The 14031-nt window shown below is 66.7% G+C and carries 10 protein-coding genes; all 10 read left to right on the top strand.

Annotation, left to right across the window (positions count from 1 at the left end; all coding sequences use genetic code 11):
- Window position 1 precedes the first annotated feature (1 nt).
- The 10 genes from rplA to rpsG all read left to right on the top strand — a co-directional run bounded on the left by rplA (window position 2) and on the right by rpsG (window position 14013).
- Entirely contained in the window at window positions 2-727 is a 726-nt protein-coding gene (gene rplA, locus OG331_RS21280; RefSeq protein WP_328879925.1) for a 50S ribosomal protein L1, read from the top strand.
- Between the two features lie 138 nt (window positions 728-865).
- Window positions 866-1672 (top strand): hypothetical protein, encoded by an 807-nt coding sequence (locus OG331_RS21275; RefSeq protein ID WP_406198538.1) that lies wholly within the window; start codon window positions 866-868, stop codon window positions 1670-1672.
- A gap of 65 nt (window positions 1673-1737) precedes the next feature.
- Entirely contained in the window at window positions 1738-2616 is an 879-nt protein-coding gene (locus OG331_RS21270; RefSeq protein WP_406198535.1) for a hypothetical protein, read from the top strand.
- A 292-nt stretch (window positions 2617-2908) separates the two neighbouring features.
- Complete coding sequence (rplJ, locus tag OG331_RS21265; RefSeq protein ID WP_215119470.1) at window positions 2909-3439, top strand: 50S ribosomal protein L10; 531 nt, start codon at window positions 2909-2911, stop codon at window positions 3437-3439.
- 114 nt (window positions 3440-3553) lie between these two features.
- On the top strand, window positions 3554-3943 hold the full coding sequence (gene rplL, locus OG331_RS21260; RefSeq protein ID WP_406198533.1) for a 50S ribosomal protein L7/L12: 390 nt from the start codon (window positions 3554-3556) through the stop codon (window positions 3941-3943).
- A 605-nt stretch (window positions 3944-4548) separates the two neighbouring features.
- Window positions 4549-8034, top strand: a complete 3486-nt coding sequence (rpoB, locus tag OG331_RS21255) for a DNA-directed RNA polymerase subunit beta (protein WP_406198530.1) — start codon at window positions 4549-4551, stop codon at window positions 8032-8034.
- A 98-nt stretch (window positions 8035-8132) separates the two neighbouring features.
- A complete protein-coding gene (locus tag OG331_RS21250) occupies window positions 8133-12032 on the top strand; it encodes a DNA-directed RNA polymerase subunit beta' (RefSeq protein ID WP_406198528.1) in 3900 nt (1299 codons plus the stop codon).
- A 197-nt stretch (window positions 12033-12229) separates the two neighbouring features.
- Window positions 12230-12814, top strand: coding sequence for a DUF1707 and DUF4190 domain-containing protein (locus OG331_RS21245; protein WP_406198526.1), 585 nt, complete (start codon window positions 12230-12232; stop codon window positions 12812-12814).
- Window positions 12815-13168: 354 nt separating this feature from the next.
- On the top strand, window positions 13169-13540 hold the full coding sequence (gene rpsL, locus OG331_RS21240) for a 30S ribosomal protein S12 (RefSeq protein ID WP_003948652.1): 372 nt from the start codon (window positions 13169-13171) through the stop codon (window positions 13538-13540).
- Window positions 13541-13542: 2 nt separating this feature from the next.
- Window positions 13543-14013, top strand: a complete 471-nt coding sequence (gene rpsG, locus OG331_RS21235; protein WP_003992340.1) for a 30S ribosomal protein S7 — start codon at window positions 13543-13545, stop codon at window positions 14011-14013.
- The last annotated feature ends 18 nt before the right edge of the window (window positions 14014-14031 follow it).

Here is a 14031-nt window from a genome sequence, read left to right as displayed (position 1 = left end):
AGTGAGCAAGCGCAGCAAGACTCTCCGCGCTGCGGACGCCAAGATCGACCGGGACAAGCTCTACGCCCCGCTCGAGGCCGTCCGTCTCGCCAAGGAGACGTCCGCGACCAAGTTCGACGGCACCGTCGAGGTCGCCTTCCGTCTGGGTGTCGACCCGCGCAAGGCCGACCAGATGGTCCGTGGCACCGTGAACCTTCCGCACGGCACCGGTAAGACCGCCCGGGTCCTGGTCTTCGCGACCGGTGACCGTGCCGAGGCCGCGCGTGCCGCGGGCGCCGACATCGTCGGCTCCGACGAGCTGATCGACGAGGTCTCGAAGGGCCGCCTGGACTTCGACGCCGTCGTCGCCACCCCGGACCTCATGGGCAAGGTCGGCCGCCTCGGTCGTGTCCTCGGCCCGCGTGGTCTGATGCCGAACCCGAAGACCGGCACCGTGACCCCGGACGTGGCCAAGGCCGTGACCGAGATCAAGGGCGGCAAGATCGAGTTCCGCGTCGACAAGCACTCGAACCTGCACTTCATCATCGGCAAGGCGTCGTTCGACGACACCAAGCTGGTGGAGAACTACGGCGCCGCGCTGGACGAGATCCTTCGTCTGAAGCCGTCCGCCGCCAAGGGTCGCTACATCAAGAAGGCCGCCATCACCACCACGATGGGCCCCGGCGTTCCGGTCGACCCGAACCGCACCCGCAACCTCCTCGTCGAGGAGGACCCGGCCGCGGTCTGAGCCAACGGCTCACCAGGCTCGAAACGGGCCCCGCACCCTTCCCGGGTGCGGGGCCCGTCCCTGTCTTCCCGTTTGTCTCCCCTGTTTGTCAGTGCCCTGGGTTAACGTGCATTCACGGGATTCGCACATGGGGGACGAATGACGAGCACGAGGGCGCGCCGGTCGGCGTTGTGGGTCGCGCTGCTGACCACGCTGACGGCCCTGGCCGCCTGTACGTCCTCCGACGACCGCGGCGAGGCGGATCCCACCGCGCCCGCCCGCGCCGTGACGGCAGCGCTGCGCACCGTCGAGCGGTCCACCGGCCAGGCCGAGTCCGCCCGCGTCAGGTCCGCGACCACCATGGGCTCGACGTTGTCGATGAAGGCCGACGGCACCCTCGCCTGGAGCGACGGCCTCACCGGCACCCTGACGATCACCTACACCGGCGGCACGACGGCCGAGACGATGCGCCGCCTCGGCACCACGTCGATGGAGGCCCGCTACCTCCCCGACGCCTACTACGCGCGCATGGGCGACACGTTCGCCGAGAAGACCGACGGCAAGCACTGGATCAAGTACCCCTACGACGACCTGGACGACCTCGCCGGCACCTCCGGAGCCGCTCTCGCGGACCAGATGCGGGGGACCGCGCCGCATACGTCGGTGAAGCTGCTGCTGTCCTCCACTGACGCACGCAAGGTCGGCGAGGAGACGGTGAGGGGCGAGCGCACCAGGCACTACTCCGGCACGGTGCAGGGGGAAGGTGCCGCCCAGCAGACCGTCGACATATGGGTCGACGACCGGGACCTGCTGGTCAAGAAGGTCGAGAAGGGCCGGACGGCCACGGGAGCGCTGACCCAGACCGCGTACTACAGCGACTACGGGGTGAAGACCAAGGTCGAGAGACCTGCGGCGGGGGACACAGCGGACCTCAAGGAGCTGCTCAAGGGCTCCGAGCGCCGCTGACTGCTGACTCGTGCGCCCTGACTCATGAGTTCTGAATTCTGAATGACCGTTCCTGGGGGGAACCAATGCGGGAATCAACGCGGCTTGGCGTGCGCGCCTTCGTGCCGCGACGGGTGGCGGGCATCGGCCTTGCCGCGCTGGTGCTTGCCGGCTGCGGCACAGGAGCCGGCGCGGAGTCGTCCGCGGACGCATCGGCCGGCGACGCCGTCGCGCGGGCCGTGGCGAAGACGGAGGACGTGACGTCCCTCAGCTATCGGGTCACCGGTCGGTTTCCCGAGCGAGGGCGAATAGCGGACGAGGCGACCGTCCGTACGTCGCAGCCGGTGGCGGCGCGGCTCCGGACGGCCAACCTGACGGGCGATCAGCAGGGGGAGTCCGAGCTGAGGTTGGTCGACGGGGTGTTGTACGGCAGCGCGACCGGCGACATGGTCGAGGAGATGGGCGGCCGGCACTGGATCAGCTACGGCCCGAATGCCAAGTTCACCACGCACGGTGGCCTGCGCATGGACGTCGGCGGTCTACGTGACCAGGTCAGCCGCAACCCGGCCCGGGAGGCCGCCTTCCTGGCAGCCGCCGAGGACGTGAAGCGGATCGGCTCCGAGAAGGTCGACGGCGCCGACACCACGCACTACGCGGGGACCGCCACCGTCGACGAACTTCGCGCCTCCCTGGACGAGGTGAAGGACAAGACGGCCCGGGAGGGGCGCCGGAACAGCCTCGACCAGTACGAGAAGTTGGGCGTGGACGAGCTTACCCTGGATGTGTGGGTCGACGGCGACGACCGCATCAAGCGGCTTCGCACACAGGGCTTCGGGCGTCACGGCACGCTCGACCTCACCTTCACCTTCACCTTCCTCGACCACGGCAAGGCGGTGACGGTTCGGGCGCCACGAGCCGACGACACCGCGGACCTGCGCAAGCCCCTGAAGAAGAAGGGGAGCTGAGCACCGTAGGGGCCGATTTGCCTGACGGCGATTCCGTCCCGTACTCTCCTACAGAAGCCAAAGACCGCTGGTCGTTGCCGTGCGCTCGCGAGAGGGTGCGGTGGCCGAAGGATCCGCTGAAAAGTGCGGACGACCCGCGCAGGTGACTGTGGAAGAACTCCCGGAGTGCGTACGTCCACCGTATGTGCCACCGGTCGAGTCCGCCCCGTGCGCCTGCGCCGGGGCGTTTCGTTTTCCCCAGTCCTCCTTCGGGTCCGCGCGGTCCGAATCACCCGGAAGGAGGCCGAGGCTCATGGCGAGGCCAGACAAGGTCGATGCCGTCGAGGAGATGCGGGACAAGTTCCGCAACTCCAACGGCGCCGTCGTTACCGCGTACACCGGTCTCACCGTGGCGCAGCTCCAGCAGCTGCGTCGTTCACTCGGTGAGAACGCTAACTACCGTGTGGCGAAGAACACGCTGACCAAGATTGCGGCCAATGAGGCCGGGATCAACACGATCGACGACCTCTTCACGGGTTCGTCGGCCGTCGCCTTCGTGACCGGTGACCCGGTCGAGGCGGCGAAGGGTCTCCGCGACTTCGCCAAGGACAACCCCAACCTCGTCATCAAGGGCGGTGTCCTTGACGGCAAGGCGCTGTCCGCCGACGACATCAAGAAGCTTGCGGACCTCGAGTCCCGCGAGGTTCTGCTCTCCAAGCTGGCCGGTGCCATGAAGGGCAAGCAGTCCCAGGCTGCCTCCGTCTTCCAGGCGCTGCCGTCGAAGCTCGTCCGCACCGTGGACGCGCTCCGTGCCAAGCAGGACGAGCAGGGCGGTGCCGAGTAACTCGGCTCGCACACTGGCCCCCGCAGCCTGAACGCGGAGGCCACAGCGGGCCGACGTACGCCCGCCACACCCAGTACATCCGGCACCTGCCGATTTAGTGGAAGGACCGCCATCATGGCGAAGCTCAGCCAGGAAGACCTGCTCGCGCAGTTCGAGGGGATGACCCTCATCGAGCTCTCCGAGTTCGTGAAGGCGTTCGAGGAGAAGTTCGACGTCACCGCCGCCGCTGCCGCGCCGGTCGTCGTCGCCGGTGGTGCCGCTGGTGGCGCCGCCGCCGAGGCCGTCGAGGAGAAGGACGAGTTCGACGTCATCCTCACCGGTGCCGGCGACAAGAAGATCCAGGTCATCAAGGTCGTGCGTGAGCTGACCTCCCTGGGCCTCAAGGAGGCCAAGGACCTCGTGGACGGCGCCCCGAAGCCCGTTCTCGAGAAGGTCGCCAAGGACGCCGCCGAGAAGGCCGCCGAGTCCCTCAAGGGCGCCGGCGCCTCCGTCGAGGTCAAGTAAGACCTTCCCGGTCTTGCTGGTCGACCACGACCTTCGCGCTTGCTGAAATACAGCCCTCCGGGGCTGTAACGCAGTCGCACCGAAGAGCGATCATCCATTCGGGTGGTCGCTCTTCGGCGTTCCTGGGGGCGCGGCCACGGTTACCTTGCGCCCGCTACGGCGAGGGGTATGGTGATCTTCGTCGTGTCCCTGGGCGCGCCCGCGTCGGGCATGGGGGCCTTGACGAACCGCACGCAGCGCGCAATTCTCAGGACGCGTCGTCACAAGGATCCGAATCCGAGGCATGGATCGGCGGCGAAGAGGGCAGTATCAACGTGCATTGAGGGCGAGCATGCCGAGGGCGTTGAGAACGAGGGCGTTGAGAACAACGAGGGTCGCGAAAAACCCGCACTGGACATCAGTGTGCCAAGTGGCTACACTGACCCTTTGCGCTGCCTGTTAGCTGTCCCCTGCCCGTCACCAGGGGCATGCCCTCGCTTGAGCACCGATGACCGGACCTCCCTGACCTGGCCATTCTTTGGTCGGAGAAGGAAACCCCTGTCTCTGTGTCCCTGTGAGGGGCCGGTACGCGCGTAGTGAGTCCGAGCCCTCGGAAGGACCCCCTCTTGGCCGCCTCGCGCACTGCCTCGACCGCGAATACGAACAACGCCGCCAGCACCGCCCCGCTGCGCATCTCCTTTGCAAAGATCAAGGAGCCCCTCGAGGTTCCCAACCTGCTCGCGCTGCAGACCGAGAGCTTCGACTGGCTGCTCGGCAACACCGCCTGGCAGAGTCGGGTCGAGGCGGCTCTGGAGTCCGGTCAGGACGTCCCCACCAAGTCCGGTCTGGAGGAGATCTTCGAGGAGATCTCCCCGATCGAGGACTTCTCCGGGTCGATGTCGCTGACGTTCCGCGACCACCGTTTCGAGCCGCCGAAGAACAGCATCGACGAGTGCAAGGAGCGCGACTTCACGTACGCCGCTCCGCTCTTCGTGACGGCTGAGTTCACCAACAACGAGACCGGCGAGATCAAGTCCCAGACGGTCTTCATGGGCGACTTCCCGCTCATGACCCACAAGGGCACCTTCGTCATCAACGGCACCGAGCGTGTCGTGGTGTCCCAGCTGGTCCGCTCGCCCGGCGTCTACTTCGACTCCTCCATCGACAAGACGTCCGACAAGGACATCTTCTCGGCCAAGATCATCCCGTCCCGGGGTGCCTGGCTGGAGATGGAGATCGACAAGCGCGACATGGTCGGTGTCCGCATCGACCGCAAGCGCAAGCAGTCCGTGACCGTTCTGCTCAAGGCTCTCGGTTGGACGACCGAGCAGATCCTCGAGGAGTTCGGCGAGTACGAGTCCATGCGCGCCACCCTGGAGAAGGACCACACCCAGGGCCAGGACGACGCGCTGCTCGACATCTACCGCAAGCTGCGTCCGGGCGAGCCCCCCACGCGTGAGGCCGCGCAGACGCTTCTGGAGAACCTGTACTTCAACCCGAAGCGCTACGACCTCGCCAAGGTCGGCCGCTACAAGGTCAACAAGAAGCTGGGTGCGGAGGCTCCGCTGGACGCGGGCATCCTGACCGTCGAGGACATCATCTCGACGATCAAGTACCTGGTGAAGCTGCACGCCGGCGAGACCGAGACGGCGGCGGACAACGGTCAGACGATCGTTGTCGAGACCGACGACATCGACCACTTCGGCAACCGTCGTCTGCGCAGCGTCGGCGAGCTCATCCAGAACCAGGTCCGCACCGGTCTGGCTCGTATGGAGCGCGTCGTCCGTGAGCGCATGACGACTCAGGACGTCGAGGCGATCACGCCGCAGACCCTGATCAACATCCGGCCGGTCGTCGCCTCCATCAAGGAGTTCTTCGGCACCAGCCAGCTGTCGCAGTTCATGGACCAGAACAACCCGCTGTCGGGTCTCACCCACAAGCGCCGTCTGTCGGCTCTTGGCCCGGGTGGTCTCTCCCGTGAGCGGGCCGGCTTCGAGGTCCGTGACGTGCACCCGTCTCACTACGGCCGTATGTGCCCGATCGAGACTCCCGAAGGCCCGAACATCGGTCTGATCGGTTCGCTCGCCTCGTACGGCCGCGTCAACGCGTTCGGCTTCGTGGAGACGCCCTACCGCCGGGTCACCGACGGTGTCGTCACCGACGAGGTCGACTACCTGACGGCCGACGAAGAGGACCGCTTCGTCATCGCGCAGGCCAACGCCACGCTCAACGACGACATGCGGTTCACCGAGAACCGCGTCCTGGTCCGCCGCCGTGGCGGCGAGGTCGACTACGTCGCCGGTGACGACGTGGACTACATGGACGTCTCGCCGCGCCAGATGGTGTCGGTCGCGACCGCCATGATCCCGTTCCTCGAGCACGACGACGCCAACCGTGCCCTCATGGGCGCGAACATGATGCGTCAGGCCGTCCCGCTCATCAAGAGCGAGTCGCCGCTCGTCGGCACCGGCATGGAGTACCGCTCCGCCGTCGACGCCGGCGACGTGGTCAAGGCAGAGAAGGCGGGTGTGGTCCAGGAGGTCTCCGCGGACTACATCACCACCGCCAACGACGACGGCACGTACATCACGTACCGCCTGGCCAAGTTCGCCCGCTCCAACCAGGGCACCTCGGTCAACCAGAAGGTCATCGTCAACGAGGGCGACCGGATCATCGAGGGCCAGGTCCTGGCCGACGGTCCGGCCACCGAGAACGGCGAGATGGCGCTGGGCAAGAACCTGCTCGTGGCGTTCATGCCGTGGGAGGGTCACAACTACGAGGACGCGATCATCCTGTCGCAGCGCCTCGTGCAGGACGACGTCCTCTCCTCGATCCACATCGAGGAGCACGAGGTCGACGCCCGTGACACCAAGCTCGGCCCCGAGGAGATCACCCGGGACATCCCGAACGTCTCCGAGGAGGTCCTCGCCGACCTCGACGAGCGCGGCATCATCCGTATCGGTGCCGAGGTCGTCGCCGGCGACATCCTCGTCGGCAAGGTCACGCCCAAGGGCGAGACCGAGCTGACCCCGGAGGAGCGCCTGCTGCGCGCGATCTTCGGTGAGAAGGCCCGTGAGGTCCGTGACACCTCGCTGAAGGTGCCGCACGGCGAGATCGGCAAGGTCATCGGCGTCCGCGTCTTCGACCGCGAGGAGGGCGACGAGCTTCCCCCCGGTGTGAACCAGCTTGTGCGCGTGTACGTGGCGCAGAAGCGCAAGATCACCGACGGTGACAAGCTCGCCGGCCGCCACGGCAACAAGGGTGTCATCTCCAAGATCCTGCCCATCGAGGACATGCCGTTCCTCGAGGACGGGACCCCGGTCGACATCATCCTCAACCCGCTCGGTGTGCCGTCCCGAATGAACCCGGGACAGGTCCTGGAGATCCACCTCGGCTGGCTCGCCAGCCGCGGCTGGGACGTCTCCGGCCTCGGCGAGGAGTGGGCGCAGCGCCTCCAGGCGATCGGCGCCGACGCGGTCCAGCCGGGCACGAACGTCGCGACCCCCGTCTTCGACGGTGCGCGCGAGGACGAGCTCGCCGGTCTGCTGGAGCACACGATCCCGAACCGCGACGGCGAGCGCATGGTGCTCCCGACCGGTAAGGCACCGCTGTTCGACGGCCGCTCGGGTGAGCCCTTCCCGGAGCCGATCTCGGTCGGCTACATGTACATCCTGAAGCTGCACCACCTGGTCGACGACAAGCTGCACGCGCGCTCGACCGGCCCGTACAGCATGATCACCCAGCAGCCGCTGGGTGGTAAGGCCCAGTTCGGTGGCCAGCGCTTCGGTGAGATGGAGGTGTGGGCGCTGGAGGCATACGGCGCCGCGTACGCCCTCCAGGAGCTGCTGACCATCAAGTCCGACGACGTCACCGGCCGCGTGAAGGTCTACGAGGCCATCGTCAAGGGCGAGAACATCCCCGAGCCCGGCATCCCCGAGTCCTTCAAGGTGCTCATCAAGGAGATGCAGTCGCTCTGCCTGAACGTGGAGGTGCTGTCCAGCGACGGTATGTCCATCGAGATGCGTGACACCGACGAGGACGTCTTCCGCGCTGCGGAGGAGCTCGGCATCGACCTGTCCCGGCGCGAGCCGAGCAGCGTCGAAGAGGTCTGACGGGAGTCCGGCGGGGCCCTTACCCACAGGGCCCCGCCGACCCCCAGGCCCCCGTTTCAGACCCCAAGACTTACAACCCTGAGAGGGATTGACGCATAGTGCTCGACGTCAACTTCTTCGATGAGCTCCGGATCGGTCTGGCCACCGCTGACGACATCCGTCAGTGGAGCCACGGCGAGGTCAAGAAGCCCGAGACCATCAACTACCGCACCCTCAAGCCCGAAAAGGACGGACTCTTCTGCGAGAAGATCTTCGGTCCGACCCGGGACTGGGAGTGCTACTGCGGCAAGTACAAGCGTGTCCGCTTCAAGGGCATCATCTGTGAGCGCTGCGGCGTCGAGGTCACTCGCGCCAAGGTGCGTCGTGAGCGGATGGGCCACATCGAGCTGGCCGCGCCCGTCACGCACATCTGGTACTTCAAGGGTGTCCCGAGCCGGCTGGGCTACCTGCTCGACCTGGCTCCCAAGGACCTCGAGAAGGTCATCTACTTCGCGGCGTACATGATCACGTACGTCGACGAGGAGCGCCGTACGCGTGACCTGCCCTCCCTGGAGGCGCACGTCTCCGTCGAGCGGCAGCAGGTCGAGAACCGGCGGGACGCCGACCTGGAGGCCCGCGCCAAGAAGCTCGAGACCGACCTGGCCGAGCTCGAGGCCGAGGGTGCCAAGGCCGACGTGCGCCGCAAGGTGCGCGAGGGCGCCGAGCGTGAGATGAAGCAGCTGCGCGACCGTGCGCAGCGCGAGATCGACCGTCTCGACGAGGTGTGGACCCGGTTCAAGAACCTCAAGGTCCAGGACCTCGAGGGCGACGAGCTGCTCTACCGCGAGCTGCGTGACCGCTTCGGCACGTACTTCGACGGCTCGATGGGTGCCGCGGCGCTGCAGAAGCGCCTGGAGTCCTTCGACCTCGACGAGGAAGCCGAGAAGCTCCGCGAGATCATCCGCACCGGCAAGGGCCAGAAGAAGACCCGTGCGCTCAAGCGCCTGAAGGTCGTCTCCGCGTTCCTGCAGACCAGCAACAGCCCCAAGGGCATGGTGCTCGACTGCGTGCCGGTCATCCCGCCGGACCTTCGCCCGATGGTGCAGCTGGACGGTGGCCGCTTCGCGACCTCCGACCTGAACGACCTGTACCGCCGTGTGATCAACCGGAACAACCGACTGAAGCGCCTTCTCGACCTCGGTGCGCCCGAGATCATCGTGAACAACGAGAAGCGCATGCTCCAGGAGGCCGTCGACGCGCTGTTCGACAACGGTCGTCGTGGTCGCCCGGTCACCGGTCCCGGTAACCGTCCGCTGAAGTCCCTCAGCGACATGCTGAAGGGTAAGCAGGGTCGATTCCGTCAGAACCTGCTCGGTAAGCGTGTGGACTACTCCGCGCGTTCCGTGATCGTCGTCGGTCCGCAGCTGAAGCTGCACCAGTGCGGTCTGCCCAAGGCGATGGCGCTGGAGCTCTTCAAGCCGTTCGTGATGAAGCGCCTGGTCGACCTGAACCACGCGCAGAACATCAAGAGCGCCAAGCGCATGGTGGAGCGCGGCCGCACGGTCGTGTACGACGTCCTCGAAGAGGTCATCGCCGAGCACCCGGTTCTGCTGAACCGTGCTCCCACCCTGCACCGCCTCGGCATCCAGGCCTTCGAACCGCAGCTGGTCGAGGGCAAGGCCATCCAGATCCACCCGCTCGTCTGCACCGCGTTCAACGCGGACTTCGACGGTGACCAGATGGCCGTGCACCTGCCGCTGTCCGCGGAGGCGCAGGCCGAGGCCCGCATCCTGATGCTGTCCTCGAACAACATCCTCAAGCCCGCCGACGGCCGTCCGGTGACGATGCCGACCCAGGACATGGTCCTCGGTCTGTTCTTCCTCACCACGGACAGCGAGATGCGGAACGTGAAGGGCGCGGACCGCGGCTTCTCGTCCGTGGCCGAGGCGATCATGGCCTTCGACGCCGGCGAGCTCTCGCTCCAGTCGAAGATCGACATCCGCTTCCCGGTGGGCACCATCCCGCCGCGTGGCTGGATGCCGCCCGCCCAGGAAGAGGGCGAGCCGGAGTGGCAGCAGGGTGACAGCTTCCGTCTGAAGACCACGCTCGGCCGTGCGCTCTTCAACGAACTGCTGCCCGAGGACTACCCGTTCGTCGACTACGAGGTCGGCAAGAAGCAGCTCTCCGAGATCGTCAACGACCTCGCCGAGCGCTACCCGAAGGTCATCGTGGCGGCGACGCTCGACAACCTGAAGGCGTCCGGCTTCTACTGGGCCACCCGTTCCGGCGTCACCGTCGCCATCTCCGACGTCGTCGTTCCCGAGGCGAAGAAGGAGATCGTCAAGGGCTACGAGGCGCAGGACGAGAAGGTCCAGAAGCAGTACGAGCGCGGTCTGATCACCAAGGACGAGCGCACGCAGGAGCTCATCGCGATCTGGACCAAGGCGACCAACGAGGTTGCCGAGGCGATGAACGAGAACTTCCCGAAGACCAACCCGATCTTCATGATGGTGAACTCGGGTGCACGAGGCAACATGATGCAGATGCGTCAGATTGCCGGTATGCGTGGTCTGGTGTCGAACGCGAAGAACGAGACCATCCCGCGTCCGATCAAGGCCTCGTTCCGTGAGGGTCTGTCCGTGCTGGAGTACTTCATCTCCACGCACGGTGCGCGTAAGGGTCTGGCGGACACCGCCCTTCGTACCGCCGACTCGGGTTACCTCACCCGTCGTCTGGTCGACGTCTCCCAGGACGTCATCATCCGCGAGGAGGACTGCGGCACCGAGCGTGGCCTCAAGCTCCACATCGCGGAGCGCGGCGCGGACGGTGTGCTGCGCAAGGCGGACAACGCCGAGACCAGCGTGTACGCGCGCTGCCTCGCCGAGGACATCGTCGTCGACGGCAAGGTGCTCGCCCCGGCGGGCGTCGACCTCGGTGACGTCCTCATCGACCAGCTGGTCAAGGCCGGCATCGAGGAGGTCAAGACCCGCTCGGTCCTGACCTGTGAGTCCGCCGTCGGCACCTGCGCCATGTGCTACGGCCGCTCGCTCGCCACCGGCAAGCTGGTCGACATCGGTGAGGCGGTCGGCATCATCGCCGCCCAGTCCATCGGTGAGCCCGGTACCCAGCTGACGATGCGTACCTTCCACACCGGTGGTGTGGCCGGTGACGACATCACCCAGGGTCTGCCGCGTGTCGTCGAGCTCTTCGAGGCCCGTACCCCGAAGGGTGTCGCCCCGATCTCCGAGGCCACCGGCCGCGTCCGGATCGAGGAGACCGAGAAGACCAAGAAGCTCGTCGTCACCCCGGACGACGGCAGCGACGAGACGGCGTTCCCGATCTCGAAGCGTGCCCGACTCCTGGTCAGCGAGGGCGAGCACGTCGAGGTGGGCCAGAAGCTCACCGTGGGTGCCACCAACCCGCACGACGTGCTGCGCATCCTGGGTCAGCGTGCCGTCCAGGTCCACCTGGTCGGCGAGGTCCAGAAGGTCTACAACTCGCAGGGTGTGTCGATCCACGACAAGCACATCGAGATCATCATCCGGCAGATGCTGCGCCGCGTGACGATCATCGAGTCCGGCGACGCCGAGCTGCTGCCCGGCGAGCTGGTCGAGCGCTCGAAGTTCGAGACCGAGAACCGTCGTGTGGTCCAGGAGGGCGGTCACCCGGCCTCCGGTCGTCCGCAGCTGATGGGTATCACCAAGGCCTCGCTGGCGACGGAATCCTGGCTGTCGGCCGCCTCCTTCCAGGAGACGACCCGAGTCCTGACGGATGCGGCGATCAACGCCAAGTCCGACAGCCTCATCGGCCTCAAGGAGAACGTCATCATCGGTAAGCTCATCCCGGCCGGTACGGGTCTGTCCCGCTACCGCAACATCCGGGTCGAGCCGACCGAGGAGGCCAAGGCCGCGATGTACTCGGCTGTCGGCTACGACGACATCGACTACTCGCCGTTCGGTACCGGCTCCGGCCAGGCCGTTCCGCTGGAGGACTACGACTACGGTCCGTACAACCAGTAAGCGAGCAGCCTGAGTCAGGCACAATCGAGGGCGGTCACCTTCCGGGGTGGCCGCCCTTCGGCGTGTGTGGCCTGTTTCCCGTGCCCCTTTCGGGCCGTCGCGGCCGTCTCCGGGTTTTCTCGGGGGCGACCCCGATGCCCTCGGTGCCGGTTCGGCGCATCATGGAGGGACTCCGACCAGTACGGGGGAGGTGCTCCATGACGCATCCGTCGTGGCAGCCGGGGCAGCCGTGGGAGCCATGGAAGGGCAGCAGCGCGCCGCAGCCGTGGTCCGGCGCCGGCGCGCCGCAGCCGTGGACGGGCCCGAGCGCGCCGTCGATGCTCGCCTCGCACGCCGATCGTGAGCGCGCCGTGGACGTGCTCAGAGCCGGCTACGCCGAGGGGCGGCTGGAGCAGCCCGAGTTCGAGCAGCGGGTCTCACGGGCCTACACGGCTCGTACGGTGGGGGAGCTGGCCCTGCTGGTCGCCGACCTGCCGCAGGGCCCCATGCCGCACCCGGCGCCCGTGACGCCCGTCCCACCGACGTTCCTGGCGACGCACCGGCCGCCGACGAACGGCAAGGCCGTAGGTTCCGCGGTCTGTGGGGTCCTGACCCTCGTGAGCTTCGGGCTGACCGGCATTCCGGCCGTCGTCCTGGGGCACGCGGCTCGCTCCGAGATTCGCCGAACCGGTGAGGGCGGGGACGGCCTCGCCCTCACCGGCCTCGTGCTGGGGTGGCTGTCGACCGCGGCCTGGGCGGCCATGCTGACGCTGATGATCGTCGCTGCCGCCCTGTCGGCATGAGGGCTGTGGGCGGTCGTTCCGTCGATCCTGCGATGTGGCGCTGACATGCCAGGATCGCCGATTCGAAGATCAAACACGGCGCACGGTCTTGACATCGGCCGTATGGCGATGCGGGCGAGGCCCATTTGTTTTGACCGCAGCGAATGAGGTAGGTACGCTCAGACCTTGTGCCTGGGGTGTGCCCTGGCTCTCGTGCGTGCCTTCACCCGCATCGCGAGCTGTGAGCGGCCACCGTAATCTGTGCTGTTTTTTCGCCTTGCGGCGGGAGTCCGCCGGATTCGACACACCCGACCGCGTGGGTCGGCGACGTTCCAGGTTAGCTTCACCATTCGGCACACAGAAACCGGAGAAGTAGTGCCTACGATCCAGCAGCTGGTCCGTAAGGGCCGGCAGGACAAGGTCGAGAAGAACAAGACGCCCGCACTCGAGGGTTCCCCTCAGCGTCGTGGCGTCTGCACGCGTGTGTTCACGACCACCCCGAAGAAGCCGAACTCGGCCCTGCGTAAGGTCGCGCGTGTGCGTCTGACCAGCGGGATCGAGGTCACCGCTTACATTCCGGGTGAGGGACACAACCTGCAGGAGCACTCCATCGTGCTCGTGCGCGGCGGCCGTGTGAAGGACCTGCCGGGTGTTCGCTACAAGATCATCCGTGGCTCCCTCGACACCCAGGGTGTCAAGAACCGCAAGCAGGCCCGTTCCCGCTACGGCGCCAAGAAGGAGAAGTAGAAATGCCTCGTAAGGGCCCCGCCCCGAAGCGCCCGGTCATCATCGACCCGGTCTACGGTTCTCCTCTGGTGACGTCGCTCATCAACAAGGTGCTGCTGAACGGCAAGCGCTCCACCGCCGAGCGCATCGTCTACGGCGCCATGGAAGGTCTGCGTGAGAAGACGGGCAACGACCCGATCATCACGCTGAAGCGCGCGCTGGAGAACATCAAGCCGACCCTCGAGGTCAAGTCCCGCCGTGTCGGTGGTGCGACGTACCAGGTTCCGATCGAGGTCAAGCCCGGTCGTGCCAACACGCTCGCGCTGCGCTGGCTCGTCGGCTACTCCCGCGCCCGTCGCGAGAAGACCATGACCGAGCGTCTGCTCAACGAGCTTCTCGACGCTTCGAACGGCCTCGGTGCGGCCGTCAAGAAGCGCGAGGACACGCACAAGATGGCCGAGTCCAACAAGGCCTTCGCGCACTACCGCTGGTAGTCGCTACCCACATCGAGA

The organism is Streptomyces sp. NBC_01017 (genome assembly GCF_045162795.1).
Lineage (GTDB): Bacteria > Actinomycetota > Actinomycetes > Streptomycetales > Streptomycetaceae > Streptomyces > Streptomyces machairae.
The sequence above is the reverse complement of the archived record's forward strand: the minus strand, read 5'-3'. Positions and strand labels throughout refer to the sequence as shown.